At 31.4% G+C, this 20134-nt stretch carries 19 protein-coding genes and 4 pseudogenes; 13 read left to right on the top strand and 10 right to left on the bottom strand.

Translation table 11 applies throughout. The features are described from left to right. The first annotated feature begins 22 nt into the window (after window positions 1–22). The gene (locus QRY57_RS00240; protein ID WP_286015153.1) at window positions 23–334 is read left to right on the top strand and encodes a hypothetical protein; all 312 of its coding nucleotides are present in this window, start codon (window positions 23–25) and stop codon (window positions 332–334) included. Window positions 335–451: 117 nt separating this feature from the next. Continuing rightward, the gene (locus tag QRY57_RS00235) at window positions 452–757 is read left to right on the top strand and encodes a hypothetical protein (protein WP_286015152.1); all 306 of its coding nucleotides are present in this window, start codon (window positions 452–454) and stop codon (window positions 755–757) included. A gap of 31 nt (window positions 758–788) precedes the next feature. On the opposite strand, the pseudogene QRY57_RS00230 reads toward QRY57_RS00235, so the two are convergent. From QRY57_RS00230 to QRY57_RS00205, 6 genes and pseudogenes are all read right to left on the bottom strand, one after another. Then, window positions 789–1073 (bottom strand): annotated as a pseudogene (locus tag QRY57_RS00230) (YkvA family protein); the annotation flags it as partial. A gap of 284 nt (window positions 1074–1357) precedes the next feature. Continuing rightward, the gene (locus QRY57_RS00225) at window positions 1358–1768 is read right to left on the bottom strand and encodes an NUDIX hydrolase (protein ID WP_286015151.1); all 411 of its coding nucleotides are present in this window, start codon (window positions 1766–1768) and stop codon (window positions 1358–1360) included. 830 nt (window positions 1769–2598) lie between these two features. Continuing rightward, window positions 2599–2817: an alpha/beta-type small acid-soluble spore protein gene (locus QRY57_RS00220; protein WP_002161812.1), complete on the bottom strand. Its 219-nt coding sequence runs from the start codon at window positions 2815–2817 to the stop codon at window positions 2599–2601. A gap of 64 nt (window positions 2818–2881) precedes the next feature. After that, window positions 2882–3091 (bottom strand): hypothetical protein, encoded by a 210-nt coding sequence (locus QRY57_RS00215; RefSeq protein ID WP_286015213.1) that lies wholly within the window; start codon window positions 3089–3091, stop codon window positions 2882–2884. Window positions 3092–3158: 67 nt separating this feature from the next. Then, a complete protein-coding gene (locus QRY57_RS00210) occupies window positions 3159–3455 on the bottom strand; it encodes a hypothetical protein (protein WP_286015150.1) in 297 nt (98 codons plus the stop codon). Between the two features lie 673 nt (window positions 3456–4128). Continuing rightward, window positions 4129–5301, bottom strand: coding sequence for a tyrosine-type recombinase/integrase (locus QRY57_RS00205; RefSeq protein ID WP_286015149.1), 1173 nt, complete (start codon window positions 5299–5301; stop codon window positions 4129–4131). 403 nt (window positions 5302–5704) lie between these two features. Between QRY57_RS00205 and QRY57_RS00200 the strand changes: the two genes are divergently transcribed. The 5 genes and pseudogenes from QRY57_RS00200 to QRY57_RS00180 all read left to right on the top strand — a co-directional run bounded on the left by QRY57_RS00200 (window position 5705) and on the right by QRY57_RS00180 (window position 10343). Beyond that, window positions 5705–6706, top strand: a complete 1002-nt coding sequence (locus QRY57_RS00200; protein WP_286015148.1) for a helix-turn-helix domain-containing protein — start codon at window positions 5705–5707, stop codon at window positions 6704–6706. Between the two features lie 207 nt (window positions 6707–6913). After that, the gene (locus QRY57_RS00195; protein ID WP_286015147.1) at window positions 6914–7228 is read left to right on the top strand and encodes a hypothetical protein; all 315 of its coding nucleotides are present in this window, start codon (window positions 6914–6916) and stop codon (window positions 7226–7228) included. A gap of 616 nt (window positions 7229–7844) precedes the next feature. Next, window positions 7845–8174, top strand: a pseudogene (locus QRY57_RS00190) (hypothetical protein); the annotation flags it as partial. Between the two features lie 809 nt (window positions 8175–8983). Next, a complete protein-coding gene (locus tag QRY57_RS00185; RefSeq protein WP_286015146.1) occupies window positions 8984–9571 on the top strand; it encodes a GNAT family N-acetyltransferase in 588 nt (195 codons plus the stop codon). 211 nt (window positions 9572–9782) lie between these two features. After that, window positions 9783–10343, top strand: a complete 561-nt coding sequence (locus QRY57_RS00180) for a recombinase family protein (protein ID WP_286015145.1) — start codon at window positions 9783–9785, stop codon at window positions 10341–10343. 394 nt (window positions 10344–10737) lie between these two features. On the opposite strand, the gene QRY57_RS00175 is transcribed toward QRY57_RS00180, so the two are convergent. Further along, window positions 10738–10863 (bottom strand): DUF4158 domain-containing protein, encoded by a 126-nt coding sequence (locus QRY57_RS00175; RefSeq protein WP_286015144.1) that lies wholly within the window; start codon window positions 10861–10863, stop codon window positions 10738–10740. Window positions 10864–11526: 663 nt separating this feature from the next. Between QRY57_RS00175 and QRY57_RS00170 the strand changes: the two genes are divergently transcribed. From QRY57_RS00170 to QRY57_RS00160, 3 genes are all read left to right on the top strand, one after another. After that, window positions 11527–12699, top strand: a complete 1173-nt coding sequence (locus QRY57_RS00170; protein ID WP_286015143.1) for an RICIN domain-containing protein — start codon at window positions 11527–11529, stop codon at window positions 12697–12699. A gap of 204 nt (window positions 12700–12903) precedes the next feature. Beyond that, window positions 12904–13044: a hypothetical protein gene (locus QRY57_RS00165; RefSeq protein WP_286015142.1), complete on the top strand. Its 141-nt coding sequence runs from the start codon at window positions 12904–12906 to the stop codon at window positions 13042–13044. A gap of 66 nt (window positions 13045–13110) precedes the next feature. Then, window positions 13111–13323: a hypothetical protein gene (locus QRY57_RS00160; RefSeq protein ID WP_286015141.1), complete on the top strand. Its 213-nt coding sequence runs from the start codon at window positions 13111–13113 to the stop codon at window positions 13321–13323. 137 nt (window positions 13324–13460) lie between these two features. Here the strand turns inward: QRY57_RS00160 and QRY57_RS00155 are convergent, their stop codons facing one another. Continuing rightward, entirely contained in the window at window positions 13461–14048 is a 588-nt protein-coding gene (locus QRY57_RS00155) for a recombinase family protein (RefSeq protein ID WP_286015140.1), read from the bottom strand. A gap of 320 nt (window positions 14049–14368) precedes the next feature. On the opposite strand from QRY57_RS00155, the pseudogene QRY57_RS27045 reads away from it, so the two are divergent. After that, window positions 14369–14527, top strand: a pseudogene (locus QRY57_RS27045) (DDE-type integrase/transposase/recombinase); the annotation flags it as partial. Between the two features lie 187 nt (window positions 14528–14714). On the opposite strand, the gene QRY57_RS00145 reads toward QRY57_RS27045, so the two are convergent. Beyond that, the gene (locus QRY57_RS00145; protein WP_286015139.1) at window positions 14715–15590 is read right to left on the bottom strand and encodes a LysR family transcriptional regulator; all 876 of its coding nucleotides are present in this window, start codon (window positions 15588–15590) and stop codon (window positions 14715–14717) included. 138 nt (window positions 15591–15728) lie between these two features. Here QRY57_RS00145 and QRY57_RS00140 point away from each other — a divergent pair, with 138 nt between their 5' ends. Beyond that, on the top strand, window positions 15729–16397 hold the full coding sequence (locus QRY57_RS00140; protein ID WP_286015138.1) for a YczE/YyaS/YitT family protein: 669 nt from the start codon (window positions 15729–15731) through the stop codon (window positions 16395–16397). Window positions 16398–16612: 215 nt separating this feature from the next. Next, window positions 16613–17461: pseudogene (locus QRY57_RS00135) on the top strand (IS4 family transposase); the annotation flags it as partial. 448 nt (window positions 17462–17909) lie between these two features. On the opposite strand, the gene QRY57_RS00130 reads toward QRY57_RS00135, so the two are convergent. After that, window positions 17910–19718: a reverse transcriptase domain-containing protein gene (locus tag QRY57_RS00130; protein WP_286015137.1), complete on the bottom strand. Its 1809-nt coding sequence runs from the start codon at window positions 19716–19718 to the stop codon at window positions 17910–17912. Window positions 19719–20134: the final 416 nt, after the last annotated feature.

Genomic DNA, 20134 nt, shown 5'->3' with positions numbered 1-20134 from the left:
AAGTAATTTAGGGAGGGAAAATATGGATAAATTAAAAAAGAAAAATGTTATAATTTTAATCATTGTAGCACTTATAACTCTAACCATAGGTTGGACCGCATCATTTATTCATAATAGAAATATCATAAAAGAAAAAGCTACTGAAGTTGCAATACAGCACATGAAAAAAGAAGAGAATATAGATTTTGTTGTAACCGATATCAAAATTGAACATTTAGAACTCGAAGGCTTTATTACAGTCTCAGGATATGATAAAAAGAATAAACAACAAAGACATTACGTTGTAATAAATAAAATTCAAAATTATATAATCGATCATTGGGGAAAAGAATGAAATCATTGTAATTTATAATAAAATCCTAACAACTAAATACATAAAATAACATGATTATAACAAGGGAATGTTTGTATGCTGATCTATACTGTATTCTCTTATTCTATGAGGAGAAATATGGAGAATTTAAAAAGGAAAAGAATTATATTTTTAATCATTGTAGCAATTATAGTTTTAGCCATAGGTCTTACTTCATCAGTTATTCATAATAAAAATATTGCAAAAGAAAAAGCTACTAAAGTTGCAATACAACACATGAAAAAAGAAGAAAATATAGATTTTGTGGTAACAGATGTGAAAATTCACCATTTGGAACTCGAAGGTTTTATTAAAGTTAACGGATATGATAAAAATAATAAACAAAAGAAACATTACGTTGTAATAAATAAAATTCAAAATTATGAAGTCGCTTATTGGGGATAAGAATAATCATTTCCCAATAAAAACTCTCACCCTCTTGATCAATATACATAACAACTTGCATAAGAGCAATTCCTAACGCACCTAAGTCATCTGCATAACCAACCACTGGGATAGCATCTAGAATCAAATCTAAAGGAAGAATAAAATAACCTAAAGCTCCAAGAATAATCCCTTTTGTCTTCATTGGAACAGTATCTTTTTGAAGAGTGTAATACAATAATAAAACTGCATAAACAACATTAGCTCCTGCTTTTTTACCATAATTCTTCACTTTATCCCAAAACTCACGATTGAAGAAGTAAATAGGGTAATTGATAGTGGGGTAGACTTAAATCAAATAAAAGATGGTAGAGGTTTCTACTATCAACTAAAGATAGGCCAAGACCCAGTAAACGATATTTCCTTCACGATTGTACCTAAAGGTGGATGGTAATAGAATAATGAATAGAAAGAGATAAGACCATAGTGATTGGTCTTATCTCTTTGTCTTCTTTTAAACCAATATAATTTTGAAAAAAAACGCTAAGCAAAAAATACAATAAGCCGCCCATATGGACAGCTCATTGACATAATTATCGTTAGCGGAAGTTAATTAAGATTTTAACTTTTTCTTTCTTGTATGTAATTCAGTAATATATTTCGCTCTTTTTCAAATAGCATTTTAAGTTTACTAATTTCAGATATCGGCTTCCAACAAATATCTTGAATTAACTCATCTGGATCTTGAATTTTCTTTTCTCCACCAACTAGTTCAACTTCAAAATATTCAACATGAACATCTACACCATACGTAATTCCATCTCGTTCATGTACTTTTTTAACAATTTGCACTTGATAACCTGTTTCTTCCCAAACTTCACGAATACAACACTCTTCAAATGTTTCCTTTTCTTCTACTCCACCTGAAGGAACAGACCAAAGTTCAGGTTCATTTGGTTTCTCCTGTGCTACCATTAATATTTCATCTCTGGAGTTTATACAAATTGCTGCTGATCCTTTCCATATAGACATGTTCATATCCCCTTTAAAATAACGAATTAACTAAATTTTACCACAATTAAATGACGTATATCATATTCATGATCGGTTAACATAACGTCTCATTATTGGTAGCAAGGATAAGATGGATCCCTACTCTCACAAAGAATCCGCCTTTTTCTTTTCCTATGACTCTATTCATTTTTTTATACATTCCTATTCTGGCACGGGTTTTCGGGTTCTCGTTTGTTACTGGATTAGCCGAAAACTGTATAAAATCTTGCATGCTCTTAGCGTGGGGTTTTTCCAAAATGCTGGCGGGACCCCATGGCCATCAAGCTAAAATTTTGAAGTACCCCCAAAATGAAAATTTTCTTTCTCTATAGTTAGTTATTTTGAGAAGTCGGCTGTTTTTTTCGTTTTGGGGATGTTTACTTTTCTTAAGTTGATGGGTATGTATGGTGTCCCCTAATACGTTATTTTTTATACGGTATGGTTTATTCTAAAACTGAAGAAATTCCTATTTTTAATTACTCTTTGGGCACTGTTTTATCCTTAGTTATCCACTTATTTATCGATCAATATCAATGGTTAATTAAAGAGATGACTTCACTAATTATAAATTTTTAATAAACTAGTAAAAAAATAATAAAATATAACAAGAATATGTTAAGTAGCTCTTAATCTACTTGTAATGGATTATTTTTAATTTAGCCCTTATTGTATTACCTTATTAAATAAAACCTCTTATAAAGGAATCTGAATGGTCGTTTTTAAGTTATAAAAATTAATTTTCAGATTTTATGTAAATAACAGGAAAAAGGATCCGTTTTATGGAGCCTTTTTCCTGTTGTTATTTTAACTTAATGTAATCTGTATTGTCCTGATAATTGTTCTTCAGCCATTCGAACTAAGCGTTTTGTAATTTCCCCACCGACAGAGCCATTTGCACGTGATGATGTATCAGGTCCTAGTGTGACTCCTAATTCACGAGCAATTTCATACTTCATTTGTTCAATAGCACTTGCAGCAGCAGAAATAAGAATTTCATTTGTATTACTTTCGTGTCTTTGAATATTCATAATTGCACCTCCACTATATTTGTATATAACATGTGCTTAATTATGATATTTATGCGTTAGTAGACTATTTTCTTCTAGTATTTTTAGGAGAATTCTTTTTCGTTCTCTCTTTTCCGTATTCAACTAACTGAATTTGAAACACATCTGAATCCTGAATTCCTAACACATTCATTTCTTCTCTAAATGAACGCCAGGACTCTACCTTTATTGATTTTTCTTGGCCATTTCTTAATGTGTAGATTCTTGAGTATTCTATAATTACCCCTCCTAAAATGTTAAATAATCTACATTGCACTTCAGTATAACAATAAAACCGCCTGTAAGGACGGTTTCTCTTTGCGTTATTTTTTTATGGCTCTACGTTTTCTTATTTTCTCTTTAATATATTTTATGTTACGTATGCCTAGACGGATTGAAGCGAAGAAAAGGTAAATCATTATAACGATGTAGATTACTAACCAACTCGTATAAATAAATGTACCTTGAAATCCATTTTCGGTAAGCCAGTTAGTCACCCACATTCCACCAAAGTAAGCTGGGATAGTTAGCAAGCTTACATCTTTAGGATCTGTCGCAAGATAAATCATTAAGAACAGAAAAGCGAGTGCCCCTATCGTACTAACATTTTCAAAAATCATTTTCGAAAACCATCTACTTTATAATTTATATTATATCAATAATCCACTATCTTACTCCCATATTGTCCCTGTATTCTTGATTACTGTTTCTTCTTTCTGCTATCATATAACGACTTCCCTACCATGATGAGAAATATAATAAATATAGTAATATAAGGGTTATCGAAAACTAGGAAATATACGCTAACTGCAAACATAAACGCTAAAATTAAATATCCCAATTCCCCCACCTCGTCACGCCAAAAATATATTCATACTTTTATGTTCTTTCCCTCTTATTTAAAGTTTTAAAGCCTGTTTTTCTACCTTAAACAGGCTCTTTTATTTTCATAAAACCCAAAAATTAAGCAGTAAGACTCCCACCTCAAAAATAGACAGTAGCAATGAATTTAGGTAGGAAAATATCTAATTTTAAAGGTCCGTCTGCTTCAACTATTAATCATTAAGGGATTTGCTCCCTCCACTGACAGAGCCAATCGTACGTGCTAATGTATCTATTCCAAGTGTAACTCCTAATTTACAAGCTGTCACTAAACTTAACTACAAAAGTACTTTTGATTGAATGTATTTTTTTATCAATAGGAATCATTTTGTTATTGTTTTTTCATACGAATAAAACCCTTGTTAATCATATAAAAAACACATAATAAAATTAGGTTCTTATATTAGTATCTTACATCAACATATCCGCAAATGAAGTCCCGACATTATTCTTTCTTTTCATATGCTTCTCTAAATAGATCTTTGTTGTTTGAATATTTTCGTGTCCAAGTGTCTGCATTAAATGATATAGATCTGCATTTCCTTGCTCGACTGCCATGATGGAAAAGGCATGACGGAATGTATGCGCCGTTACAGGGTTTTCGCGATACTGTAGAAACTCTAAATTTGTCTTTTTAATCATATCTGTTACCTGGTTGGATAACGTTTTCGGATTATAAAAGTTTCCTCTTTGATTGATAAATACAGGACTTTCATCTCCTCGATTCAATACAGTTTGGAATCCTCTTCTCCGTCTCATTTCACATATACATTGGAATAAATGTTCAGAAATGAAAAGTTCACGCACTTTATCCCCTTTACCCGTTACTTTTAACCAGTACTTTCCGTCATAGTATAAATCTTTGACTCTTGTTGTACACAATTCTTGAATTCTTGCACCGGTACTTGCCAGAGCGAGTAAAATTGTATAGTTTACGACATGCCCTCTTTCTTTATAAAAACCTAAGATTTTTATTACTTCATCATAAGATAGGTCCCGATTTGGCCGATCCTGCTCATTTACATTTGCGCGCTGCAGTTCTTCATGAAGAGGCTTTTCAATATAAGAAAATACATGAAGATGTTTAAAAAAAGAACGAATGAGCACTGTTTTCTTCGCAAGTGTTGCGACTGCATATGTGTTACCATTCCTACCGTTCTCTACTCGTTTTAGCCAAGAATTGTATTTACGAATATGCCAAGGTTGCAATGTTTTAAATAAAGATTCGTTTTGCTGTACCTCTTCCCCATTCAATTCAAATTCTTCTGCATGCTGCACCATGCACTGACAAAATGATAAGATTTCGGACACATAACTCTTTTTCGTATCCTCTTTTCTATTCTTCTTTTCATCCATATCTTTTTGTAAATGTACAAAATGATAAATAACTTCTATATCACTTAAATACGTATACTTACTCTTCCCCTCTTTTTCTGCAACCTCCATCTTCTCTTCCACCTTATCTACATAACCATTGTTATGCAGAAAGGGAATGATACCACTTATATTCTCTACATATGTATCAATATACTTACTTTTATTGTTTGTAATAGGTACATTTTCTTTTATCTTGTTATTACCCATAATTCGAATTCACCTTTCCTATTGAAGATCACAAATATAATTCTCTTTATTACCTATACGTATTATTTTATTTTACTTCTATCGATTATACAAATGATAAATCACTTTCTTTCTGTAAGAATACTATATTCTTCTCTATTTACTTATACTTATATTTTTTTATAATTTATTAGTAAATAGATATTATTTAATCATTAACTATTTAACATTAAAATTCCTTTTATAATAAAACCAACCTTAAAAACCTATTAAAACATAAAACAAATTACGACTATTCTTAAATTATAAAAATGTATAAGAACTTTAATAAATTCTATTTCTTATTTTAAATATATATCATATTCTGATATGATATATACATATCTAAAATACTAGTAAACAATAGTTATGGAGGTGTCCTTACATGACACAAGATTTATTGTTCATTACAAAACCTACTGTAACGACAAAAGAGGCAGCCGGCTTATTAGGAGTAACGGTACAAACAATTTTACAAAAAGAAAAAGATGGATTAATAGAATGTGTATATAAAGATAACTGGAAGCAATTCGGTAGTAAGATTTTTTATTTAGAGGATATTGAACGTTTAAAAAATATTGAAGATGTTGAAGGATATAGCACAAAAGAAGCAGCTGAAATTCTCAATATAGCACCATCTACAGTTTTTACCTATATCAAATCTGGTAAATTACCTGCTTCAAAGATTGAAAAACGTGGAAAAGAAGTATATATCATTGATAAAGGTGACCTTGAAACTTTTCAACTTACTTATGAAAAAACTACATCAAAAGAGCGAAAAACATTCATTACTAAGATTCAAGAAGAAGAGATATATTTATATCAATTATTAACACATAAACATACCGGAAAAACAGCTAGGGTAATAGAGATCAATGGAGCAGATGGCAAGATTCTTACAGAAGACGAAGAAATCTTCCCTCTATCCACTTATAAGGAACGTGATTACTCCTTTGAACCTTTCCATAAACAAGCGGTAATTACGAAACGTGGATATTTATCTTTTTCATTTAAAAAACCTCAGCTATTTCATTCCATCACTTATAATCTAATAAATTTATTTTATAAAGAGCTAGGTGTTACAAATATGCGATTGAGTATTTCATCTGATAGTATGAAATTAGAAATTAAACCTTTCATATTACAAGTTGATCCATTGCAGTTTCAAGAGGAGATTAAATACTTACATTCTCATATGAAATCCGGTACGATACTTCCACACGTAGAAGGTATTTACTTTAAAAGTAATGTAGAGTCATTAACTTTTCATGCAGATCATGAATTCAAGCAAAAAATAGTGCAAGTGGCAGCCGATGCAGGTATGGGACAGGAAGAATTCTTATTACAAGCTGTAAAATCTTATATAAAAGATTTAGAACAACGATAAATATTTATTAAGAAGAAAAAGCGTAGGAATTGAATCTTTCTACGCTTTTTAAAGTATTCAATTTAAATACTCATTTCCATGAAATCATCATATGCACTATCAACTTAACAGGAATGTTTATTAATTTAAATTAAGACCAATCTTTGCAGAAAAACCATATATACTATATGAGCGTATATAGTAAACATACTTAAAGGAGAACAGAACATGATAAAACATATACTCAGTTTCATACTTGGAACATTTGTTATGATAATTGGTTCCTTTTGGGTTATTCCCTACACCCTCGAAGCAATTGACAGTAATGTAAGCTATATTACTCGTGACAAAAAGTATTTTAGTAAGCTATATGAATATGACATTAAGCTGTGGATAATAGCAATCCTTATATTTTGCATTTTTTCTACTATTTCTGTTCTTATATTAAAGTTACCTAATTATAATAGGAAAAAAAGCACTCATATAAAAAAATATAGTCAAACAAATCAGCGAATAAAATCAAAGAGAAGGCGTCGTAAATAATTGTTTTCTTATGTTAGGGTTTTTACTTCCCAAAATATCTTAGCGTACGTTATCAAGACCTAAATCCACAAAAAACCTAAAATATCATGTTCCTAACATATTGTACATGACTAATATGTTAGGAGCTTTTGTTTTGGTAATGAGTTTTGAAACTTAATTTGAATAGTATTTTTCTCTATCTGGATAGAAATAAGTAAAGTACCATAAACGGTCGTTTTTGAGACATTGTTTTGTAACCTCGAACTTTTTGGCATATTGTTTTTTATAGAAATCACTACACTACAAAAGGTGTACCTTTTGGGACAAAAAATAGAACCCTTATCATAAGAGTTCTGCAACAGGAAATAACAAATATATAGAAGTAAGATAAAGAGAATTACTTATTATTGTATCGTATATATGTATAATGTAATGTTGAGAAAATGTTAAGAAATGGTTAAATGATTCTCATATGTATTATGAGGTAGTATCATATGCCCATTAACTTAAGAAAAATAAACAGCCCAAAGAAGAAAAAATGAGCTGACTTCTCAAAATAAGGGTATCAAATTAGATGTGTCTAAATTGTGCCGTAACGTACAATTTTCTTTTTTTGATAAAGTGTCCCCTTATAGCACCGGCTGTGGAAGATATATTTAAAGAAAATGTTCTTCATGTATCTGAATTCATATCTAATAAGCCTGAAGAAAATGCAAAGCAAGTAAAAACAACTTTAGAAAGGGATTTTGGTATTGCTCAGTCTGCTGTAAACAGAATTCGGGTTACCAATAGAGAAACACCTGTTTTCCGATCACAACAACGCGCTTCTGGTGTAATTGACACCATTCCTTATAATAAACCTGTGATAATTATTGAAAAGAAACGAAATTGGTCATTTATAATGTACACAAATTCATTAGATGAGGAAGTAAATGGTTGGGTTTTCACTGGGAACTTAGCAAAATAAACATTAGGCATATTCATAACAGCTTAAGGGGTCACTATATCATTTTTGGAAAAAAACTTATCTTGGCAGCATTTTTAAAAGATAAATACATGTTCAGAAAGATAAAATTCAAAGATTAATTGAACATTGATTTATGTACACACTTTATGAGGTACCGCCAGCATTTAAAAAAAAACCACGCTAAGGGTATTTGATTTCTAATTTATGTTATATTAGAATCACTGCATATTGAAAAGGAGATATAAAATGAAATTTAGATTTATTACGATTATAATCGGTATTTTATTATTAGGTGGATGTTCTTCGGTTTCAAATAATTCAAGTACTTCAAGTAATCAAAGTGATTCTTCTGTTGGTTTGAAATAAAGTTTGATTAAAAATATCCCGTGACCCGTGTTTGCTCACCATATACCTAGCCTTTATTTTGAGAAAAATCCAATCAAAATAAAGGCGTTTCGTTATATTTAGTAACTTACTTTTACAAAAAGTTTAATCAAAAATTCAAGACCTTATAAACAGTTCACCGCTATTTCAAAGCTGTAAATTTAGGAGATAAATTGCACTTGTTTTAAGTGCTATTTTGCACGAGTTTTGGAACAAATATTGGGTTTAAGAAATATTGGCAGGCTGCTTTTTTGATAAAAAGCGCTTTTTTAATTTTGTTCCGCAATCGGTCCATATTCTGGAATAAGTGATTGTATAAATAATTAAATTTTGAGATAATTATCATTAAGGAAAAGGGAGTTTAAATGGAATAAGATTGCTCACTAAAAGAAGTAATGAAAATATGACTTACAAGGGGTAGAGTTATGAAGCATAAAACATCAGAAAGATTATTTAGAATAGATTGCGGAGATATATATATCCAAGAGTTTTCCATTAAAGATGCAGATAGTATATACAGAATTTCAAATCAACCCGAAATATTTAAGTTCTTGCCAGACTGGAAATCAACAAAAGAACAAAGGATAGATTGGGTTACCAATTATGAAATACCAGCAAATAAAGCCTTTCTTGATGCCGCTGTAAATACATCAAACATAGATGGTCATTTTTTAAAACTAGGGGTATTTATTAAGGAAACAGATGAATTTATTGGTTGGTGCTGTACAGGCATTAAAGATGAGCTACCTTCACCGAATAGAGAAATTATGTATGCCATTTCAAGTGAATTTCAAAAGAAAGGATACGCTACTAAAGCGTCTAAAGGATTGATTAACTATTTGTTTACAAATACAAATTTAGATGTCATTAACGCAGTAGCTTTAATTAACAACGTTTCATCAAATAAAGTTATTGAAAAATGCGGATTTACTTATCTGAGTCAACAAACGATAGAAAATGAATTATATAATCACTATATATTGAATAAATCAGAGTGGATGAAAAAGCATTAAATGAAAATGTTGTTGTTCCAGAAAAGGGCGCTTTAATGGAGCAACGAAAAAAGCCTAATTTCTCAATTTTAATGAGAAATTGGGCTTTTTATATTTACTCATAGTGCAAAATAGCGCTTAAAATAGGTGCAAAATAACTCCTAAATTGACAATTAGCTTCATAGACTCTCAATAACACTTATCAAAAATATGTACAAAAAGAGGGATAAAAATGGTCTATGGATACGCACGTGTAAGTGCACAAGATCAAAATTTAGATACACAAATTGAACAACTTATAAAATATGGAGTAGATGAAATCATAAAAGAGAAAATTAGTGGAGTAACAAAACAAAAGCCGGAGTTAGACACGTTACTTTCAAAACTAACTACTGGGGATACCTTAGTCGTAACTAGAATGGATCGTTTAGGTAGAAATACCATTCAGCTATTACAGTTAGTAGAACAATTTCGGGAAAAGGATGTGCACTTTGCAATTTTAAATTTAGGAATTGATACAAGAACTCCAACGGGCAAGTTCTTCTTAACTGTCATGGCTGCCTTTAGTGAGTTAGATCGTGAAATGATTAAGGAAAAACAACATGCGGGAATAAAGCTAGCAAAACAAAAAGGCGTATATAGAGGAAGAGTGAAGAAATACACGGATAAACATCCTGGCATGAACCATGCAATTGAATTACGAAAACATACCAATAAAACAGTAAAGGAAATATGTCAGATTACAGGAGTCAGTCAGGCCGCTCTATATCGTAGATTTAAAGAACTTGAATAAAGTTCTTTTTTATTTGTAATTAAATCCCAGAGTGGCCCCTCATACCCTGAATCGTTTCCGTACCCCTAATAGACAAATTACTTAATAAAAATAGATGAAACGATATTTATAAGCTCAATAAATCACATCTTGAAATAAAAGTAAGTCTATGACCTGTTTTTACACGTATCTCGGTCGAACCCCTAGTAGAACCTAGAATGATTAGGGACTACTTTTTAGTAGATATGTAATTAATCAAAATGAGTTTTACAAAAGATACAAAATGTTAAACTCATAAAACCCAATGTTATCAGTACGTGTGCATGATATCATTGGGTTTTTATTTGGATATAATTCGTCTACAATTTATATGGGATATTTTGTCTTAATACCCCTTTTCGGGGGATGGGCAAAGTTATCCAATTTGTAATTCTTCATCGGATATGGTGTAGTAACGTAGGATTTCTCTCTCATCCATATACTTAGGAATTTCATTAAAATATTCCCTTTGTGTTGTAGTAAGAAGTTCTCGTGTTTTCAAATTTTTATTCTCCTCTATATAATTTAAAAAACTAATGTTTTTTAATAATTAGGTAAATGCTCTCTATGATACTAACGAGTAATAGGTTCTAGAATATGCAATTTTGCATATCCAAATAAAGGGAATCAATATGCAGTGTATGATTAAATTATACTAACAATATTAAATTTAAATGTATTTTTCTCACAAATTAAAATAATTATTTTTTACCTAGATATATCAAGTTAGAATTATTTTAGTTAATTAAATGATATCAAAATAGTAGTTATATCTGTATAATATCTCCTCTCATTGTAATTCGTAATAACTTAATTATTGAATGTAATCGACAAAATTCTACTATTTACGCATTGAAAATTTAATGTTTAAATAAAGGTGTAATTGGTATGACCATTAAGAGAAGACTACACTACACTAATAAAAGTGCAGTATAGTTGCAAGTAACATTATGTCGAATTGATTATCCGAATAATCAATTAATTTATTTGGATAAAGTCTAGAATCACCAAAATATCACATTTGTAAAAAATGGCATTCTAAGTCTCTACATAGCAAAAATGATCTTATTTTATTCTGGGGTGAAAGTATAAGCAATGTACAAGTATAATTTCATTTTTTGTAATATTGTAGGGATCTTGTCGACAAAATTAGGGGGAGAATATTATGAAATCATTATCAAAAAAAGTCATGGCAGGATTACTTGTAGGAGCAACGAGTCTATCTATCTGGGCTCCTGCAAGTCACGCAGCAACTCCAGAGAAGAATCAATATTATAATATTAAATTGAAAGCTAATACGTATAAAATTTGGGATGTAGCTAATGCATCTCTTGATAATGAGAGAGCGATTCTTTTATGGGGTGGAAGCACTACTGAAGACAATAGACAATTTGTATTTTTCCCACTTGATGGAGGAGCATATGCAATTGTAAATAAAAATAGTGGTAAACCTGTAGTAGCTGATGGGGGTAAAGCTTATTTTGGTAGTCCTCGTTATTTTTACATTGGAGGGCAAGATGTTTTGCGACAAATGAGTTGGACTGGTGCCTCTAACCAAAAATGGAATTTACGAGACCAGGGAAGTAATAATTATGAAATTGTGAACCAAGGATATGGGAAAGTCGTATCCTATGGATGGGAAGGGACTCTAGCTCAGTATATAGAGTTTGCAGATTTGGATAATTCAAATCCTTCTGATTCAGATAGAGTATTTAACATTGCTAATTCTGGAAGTTCTATTTCATTACCAAATTTACCAGCTACAGGAACTAGACCTGATGCTCCAAATTATACTGGAGCTATTGATCAACAATTACCTCAAACTTCAAATTCTGTTGTTGTTGGGGCAGCTTTAATACCTTGTATTATGGTAAATGATAATCAAGCGAGTGATTATACAAAAATACACAATTCACCATACTATACTTTGGTAAAAGAAGAATATTGGGATAAAACATTTTCAGCAGTTATTCCGGCTGGTTTGACTCGTAATTATTCATTTAAAACAGGTGTAACTTCTGTAGATCAACAAAAGATGACTGATACGCTTTCTATGAAGATTGGAGCAGATTTCGGATTAAAATTTGGAGACGCATCTGCATCAATTAAATCAGAGGTTTCAAGAACAATACAAACAGAAATTAGTACAACTAATACGGAAGCATCAGAAGAAACAATTACAAGTACTGTTACAAGTGAAGCTGGTAAAACAACAGGGTTTACAGAATATCAACTGGCAACAAAGTATACGTTAAAGAGAGCAGATGGTTCACTTGTTTCAGATCCTTGGGTTGTAAAAAACAATAAGATAACAGTAGCAAGAAAAAATGCGCAATAATTAGAAATTATATTACGATATATCTCGAGAGTAAGTGGACAAGCAAGCCGAAGCGAAGTGATGGAGCCCCCTCAATTTTTGAGGGGGTTTCTACTGTTACAATTATTTGTTTACATCAAATGATAAGATAAGTATTTCAATTCCTCTTATACAAATATTCCCCTTTGCCATATTTAAAAGGAAGAAATGTGAGGAGAGAAGAACATGCAAAAAATTCTTTTAGGAAATTTAGTAGCATTTGCAATACTAACGGGTATGTCTTTTGAACATAACGAAATCGCAACGAATTCTAAAGAAGAAATTGAAGAGGTGGATTTAATGTCTATCTTGCCATATGAGTATTGAATAAACAACAACTTTTATTATTTAAGGAAAAATTCAATATATGTACAATGAATGGAGATAAATATAATGGCTTTAAAATTATTCGGTATCGTTTTTGGAATAGTATTAATCTTATGGGGTGTATATAGAATGAAGAAAGATGATGCATTCGTAGGAAAAACCCAGACAAGAAAAAATCTTTTCAATTTGTTGATTCTTGGAGAGGCTTCTGGATTAGGACAATTCTTAGGTGGAATTCTACTTGTCATTTTAGGAATCGTAGCCCTTATAATTAAATAATTTGCAAACAAAAGGAGCTAAAATCTATGGTTTAGCTCCTTTTGTTGTGATAAAGTCTTTTAATAAAACTTATATTATTTTTCATAAATGTACATAGCCTATATAACTATAAATAGAACTTGTTGTTAATCATTTTTCTAATAACCATTTCTTTTTAACGTGCGATAAATAGTAGTTCTGTCAACATTTAAAAAATCAGCAATTTCCTGTTTTGTTTTTCCTTGATTAAGTAACTCGAGTATCAGATCAGTTTTAGACTTATTGATTTTAGGCGTTCTCCCCAGTTTTCCGCCATTTTCTACATACTTAATACGTCCAGCCTGTGTTCGCTCCAGTATATAGTTTCTCTCAATATCAGCAAATAAAGATAAGATTGTAACCATTACTTTCGTAGTCATGTCATCTTTCTTCCGAGTATCAATGTTATCATTAATAGCAATAATCCCAATATCGTTTTTAATCAATTTTTCATGAGTACGGATCATATCAGAAAGATTTCTACCTAAACGATCTAATTTATATACAATAAGTGTATCTCCTAGAGTGAGTCGCTGCATAAGAATTTGGAATTGTTCTCTCTCCATGTTTTTTCCACTTTGCTTTTCTTCGAAAATACACTCTTCTAACAATTCAATTTTGTTAGCCTCACAATATGTAAGGATTTCTTTTTTCTGAAATGTATAGTCTTGTTGTAATGTTGAAACACGAATATATGCGTAATTCATTTTTTAGCTCCCTTAACGTTGCGTAAGTCTGTTTTTCTATTTTGCTACAAATATCGTATCATTTTCAGGTTCTGATTTGCAACATAATATATGCAACGTTATGACGCTATAAAAATCAAGTCCAATATAAGTGTTGCATATATGTTAATTTTTGCAACACTTCCCTTGGGGCTATTTTATGCTTAGCGTACAGCCGATAGGTTGAAATGTGTCTAATTTGTGTCTAAACGTACAATTTTCTTTTTTTGATATGGTGACCCCATAGCCATCAAGCTAAAAATTTATAGTACCCCCAAAACAAAATTTTTTCTCTATGTTTATTTGTAAACGTCAAAGGTCAATGGATGTACCTGTATCGTGCCGTGGATTCTGAAGGAAATACCATCGATTTTTATCTGAGCAAGAATGAAAAAGAAGCAATTAACAAAAGAAAACAAGTGCTATCATTTCTGCTAAAAATGATAACACTTGTTTACTAACTGATGAGCAAAAAATAACATATGTTATTTTTAGAAACGGCATAATATCAATCGAAATAACCGAACAAGATGCGCATTTTCTAGTAAAACAACTTGCTCATTAAGTTAAAAATTAAAACTCACCTACATTTTTCGGACGATGTCTATATTACTTGATTGAAGGCTATCTTTGCTTTGTTCACATCTTCTAATCAACCATTTCCCAAAATTGAGATCCTACTTTGGAAATTCGTTGGTCTTTTAATTTTACTATTACAGGCTCTAGATGAAAATCAAATTGTTTCAATTCAAAAAGTGTTGTATGTTCTAAAAATGGTGATGTGTAATCCATTCTTGGAATAACGGATAATCCTAGTCCTCTACTAACAAGTGCTACAATCATCCTTATATCTTTACACTCGATAATGATATTTGGCTTGACTTGATGTTCATCAAACACTTTGAAGAGGTCTTCATTGAAGGAGAGTCCTTCCATTGCTCCTAGCATAATGAATGGGAACTGGACAATCTGTTCAATCGTCACATGCTGTGATGAAAACGATGTTGCCCAACTTGTTGGAATAATCACAGCGGTTGGTTGTTTTTTTAATATTTTCATCTCATATTGTTCACTATTGCCCAATCGTAAAAGTAAGGCAACATCAATTTCTCTTTGTTCTAGTCTTTTTAATAATTCTTCTGAATTTCCAGTTACTATATTTATTTTAACATTAGGGTATTGTGTTCTAAACGTACTAACATAGTCAATGAGCATGTTCGAACATGTAGACGATACACCGATACTTACTGTTCCTCCTATACCTTGTTCAATTTCTTGAATTTGCTGCTTTACATCTTGAATTTGCATTAGCATTTGATTGGCATATTGGTAAAGTATTTCACCTGTTTCTGTAAGCTCCCATTTTTGACGATATCGATGAATTAAAGTTGTGCCAAGATCAGTTTCAAGCTTTTTTAATAATTGACTAAGTGGTGGCTGCGCGATATGGAGCACTTCTGCTGCTTTAGAAATGCTTCCTTGTTTCACAATTTCTTTAAAGTAATATAATTGTCGAAAATCCATTGTATCTCTCCGTCATATGTTTTTTGATATGATTAGTTTATCATATATATATTTTTCATATGTCGAATTTGGCGTTATATTTAATTCTATAGCTATAGTCTTTATATTGATAATATTAACTAGAAAGTGAGAGATACTATGAATCATCGGAACAGAACCTTGAAGCGCATCATCTTATACGTGCTCGGGTTATTTTTTATGTCGATTGGCATTAGCATGTCGATTCAAGCAGGATTTGGTGTATCGCCTGTGTCATCATTAGCATATGCAAGTACGCTAACGATTGGTTTATCGGTTGGTGTGACAATGGCGCTTGCAAATGTTTTATACATTATTATTCAAGTGATATTAAGTAAACGAATGGAGTTAAATGAATTTGTGAGTCAATTCATTATTTCGTTTTTATTTGGGTTTTTCATGGATGCAACGCTCTTCCTTGTACAACTTTTCCCTACACCTGAAACTATCTTTGCTCGAAGTGTATATTTGATTGTTAGTTTATTTGTTATAGCGGTCGGTTTAATGGGCTATACAACAGCGAAACTGCCATTAATGCCGTATGATGCGTTAACTTATGCAATTAGTGAAAAATTCAATTTGCAATTCGGTAAAGCAAAAATTTTGAGTGATTTAATAAACATTTGTGTGGCTGGTGCAATCTGTATAGTTTTCATTCAATCATTAGGCTCAATCGGAATCGGTACACTAATTGCCGCCTATTTTATCGGCAAAATTTTAGGGTGGATGATACCGTATTATCAACCAACTCTTCAACAATGGGTATTTAAAACAGAGAAGGCTGCCTAAGGAATCATAATAAAGTACAGGAAAAGGGGAATGTCTAATTTGTAGATGTACATTTAGTAAAGAAGGGCAGAACACTAACCATACGGATTTTGATAGTGAATTTTCTCTTTAAGGAGTAGTACCACATCGCTATCAAGCTAAGATAAATTTGTATCCATATAATTAAAAAAACGCTATTCTTTTTGTAGAAATATACAGAAAGGATGGCGTTTTGTATGACTCTATCGATTCAAGATGAGTTTCATTTATTCGCTGAAGAACTACAGCGATATTTATCTCCAAACATCCTTCAACAGCTCGCGCAGGAGACGGGTTTCGTAAAACGTAAAAGTAAGTATGGTGCACGAGATTTGGCCGCTTTATGTATTTGGATTAGTCAACACGTAGCAAGTGATTCCCTCACTCGATTATGTAGTCAACTTTATGCAAATACAGCTACACTCATGAGTCCTGAAGGACTTAATCAACGTTTTAACCGATGCGCTGTTTTATTTCTACAGCGTATATTTTCTCTTTTAGTCAAAAGCCAACTAAACGATTCGTCTCAAATCGAAAACCAATATACTTCTTATTTTCAACGTATACGTATTCTAGATGCTACTATTTTTCAAGTCCCTAATCATTTGGCCCCTATTTATCCTGGTTCAGGAGGATGTGCACAAACAGCCGGTATTAAAATTCAGCTAGAGTATGATTTACATAGTGGAAAATTCCTCAATTTTCAAATGGGGCCAGGTAAAAATAATGATAAAACCTTTGGTACAGATTGTTTAGATACCTTACGTTCAGGAGATTTATGTATTCGAGATTTAGGATACTTTTCTCTAAAAGATTTAGACCAGATGGATCAACGAGGTGTATTCTATGTTTCACGGTTGAAATTAAATAATAGAGTATATGTAAAAAATGATTCTCCAGAATTTTTTCGGGATGGGACAGTAAAAAAGCAATCCCTATATGTTTTACTTAACCTTGAAGATATTATGCATCAGATAAAACCAGGAGATACTTATGAAATTCGGAATGCCTATATTGGACAACAAAAATTACCCTCACGAGTTGTAATATGGGTTTCTTTGCCCATCCCCCGAAAAGGGGTATTAATACAAAATATTCCATATCAGGTGTAGATTTATTTAGGCTACAGCCTTATTCGTTCGATTTGTAACAAAAACGAACGTTTATGTTACATTTTTTCTTCTTAAATTCTAAACTGGATCGTATTGAATTTAGATGTAACTAAATTCTGTCTCAAAAATGATTTGTCACAATATAAAACTTCTAACTTTTTGTTACGTTGATTGTTTATTAATTGGTATTTTATGTCTTATTCCCCCTTTTCGGGGAATGGGCAAAAACACCCTAATTGGAAAGATTTAAAGTTCTTGCGACCAAGTAAATAGTTAATCTAAGCAAAAGAGGAGGATAAAGGATTTACCTCCTCCTTTGCTTTACGTTTGTGAGTGGCTCCAAAAAGAAGGAATCGTTGCCGTTCCCCTTTTAGAGGCGAACCTAAAATACAGGACTGTATTTAGTAGGAGATAGTTTACCTTGATTTATACATTTTTTTGTGAGAATCGGGTTGTGTTTTTCAAATAAAGTTATAACATCTCCAATGAGAACAACTTCACTAGGTACAACACCATTTTGTGTTATCCCTCTTGTAGCGATTGCTATAACTTGATTTTCTTTATTTACAACTGGTCCCCCACTATTTCCACTATATATAAGTGGGCTTATCTCAAATCTTGTTTGCTTTTGTCGGTCTGGCATTGGGTTATTTCTTTCTTGTCTAACTACTCCAGGTTCAATTTTAATACTATTATCTAGAGTGTGTGCTGGATAACCCAGTAACTCGATTTCCATCCCTGTCTTAATGGATGTATTGTAATCAAATCCCTGATCTGTTAAATTTCCATTTGTAAATTGTAGGATGGCTATATCCTTAATTCGATCATGCCATAATAATTCCGCGTACTTTGTACTTGTTGAATATTTAGATTGATGCACTTCAATTAAGAAATTTGTTATGTTATAACCATCATTTGATTTTTTAAAAAAGTTATCGAAAAGATGGGCGTTAGTGACTAATCCAATGCCTTTTAGTAAGAACCCTGTTCCTTGACCGCAAGGTTCAAATACTTCGTTATCTCCCCTTTTATAAATAAAGCTTGATTCAATAACAAATGTATTTGTTTCCTGGAATTGTCTTCTTGTACTAGGTAATTTTATAGGAGAGATATTTTCACTCTCTTCTATATCGGTATAGCTTATAATCTCAGCTATGTCGTTATACCTTATAGCTAATTTCCTATAAACGGAATTTGTTTTACCCTTAATATGACCTATATGAGTAATCATTCCTTTTAAAATTGCGAACATATCAGGTTCAGGTGCGTACGATATTTGTCGAAACGGATATTTTTCAATAAATATCCGTTTTGCTTCGTCTAAATTATCTAAATTTTGCTCGATGCAATTTAATATTGATCTAACTCTTCTTATATAGCTTCTTTTAACGTTTAAACCTTCATTAACAGTTAATCCTGTAACAGATAAATTTTCAGACTTACTATGTAGTCTACTCTTTTTGTCATTTATAAAGAATCCATTGTTTTTCACAATATTAATAATCTCAGAAGATAAGTAAGTTTTCCTGTCTTTAGTATGAGCGATTGCTTTAGGAAACTTATCTTTATTTGTAGAGATAGAAATGTCATCAGCATATCTGGTATAATCGCATCTATGTCTTTTTGCCAATCTTGTGAGATCTTTATCTAGTTTATTTGCAAGTATATTAGAAATAATCGGTGATGTAGGAGCCCCTTGTGGTAAAAATCCATCATAGTGACAACAGATATTTGCTAAGATAGTTGCTACAGCTTCATTGAATTTAAAATAGTAAATAAACATTGCTCTGACACGACCAAAGTTAATGTTATTAAAAAAGTCCTCTAAGTCAAAGTTGAGGACATATTGTTTGCGTATATGTTTATTGGCATTCGTAATTATGCTTCTATCTTTAATAAAACCATGTGAATTATCATGATTTTTATATACAAGATTGAGGATAGACGTTAACTTCTTTTGAATTATTAATAAATTTTTAGAAGGAGCATGAATTCTTCTGTCATCTCCACTTTTCTTTTTTATGGTGAAAGTCCCATAGTTGCTCTTCTTTGAAACTATTAAGATTTGGCGTAAGAAAGAAGATGGGATTTCCAGTATATTTGCCACATCGTTAAAATTACTTAGTGATTTGAATTTTTCTTTGATGATTTCAGGATTTTGTACCAGGTCAACATTTAATTTATATGTCATAGTAGGACATTCCTTTTAGATAAGTTAGGAAAAGTAGGAAAAATTCTACCTCTTAAACTAGTAAGAACAAATATAAAAAATACGAAAAACTTAAAAGTATAAAACAACAGAGGATTATATCCAAATACATTGTTTTATGACGTGGCGATTAGCACCACGACCAGTCAATTGTATTCCTACTTTTCCATATCCTATTTTACTACTATGAATAGGATATGTATATCAAAATAACACTTTATTAAGAAGATTTTGTTAAGTTTGGGTATGTTTTTTTATTAATAAATGCGGTACGTGAAATTATTATAATTTCTAATTATAAAGCCCCCATAGATCATAAACCCATGAGAGCTGCCTAAGGGTGTTTCTCATTCGACTTGATTCTATTGTAGCAAGCTTTCCCCAAATATCAAAAACAT

The organism is Bacillus arachidis (genome assembly GCF_030285945.1).
Lineage (GTDB): Bacteria > Bacillota > Bacilli > Bacillales > Bacillaceae_G > Bacillus_A > Bacillus_A arachidis.
Note: the sequence above shows the minus strand (reverse complement) of the source record. Positions and strands in the feature narration are given on the sequence as shown.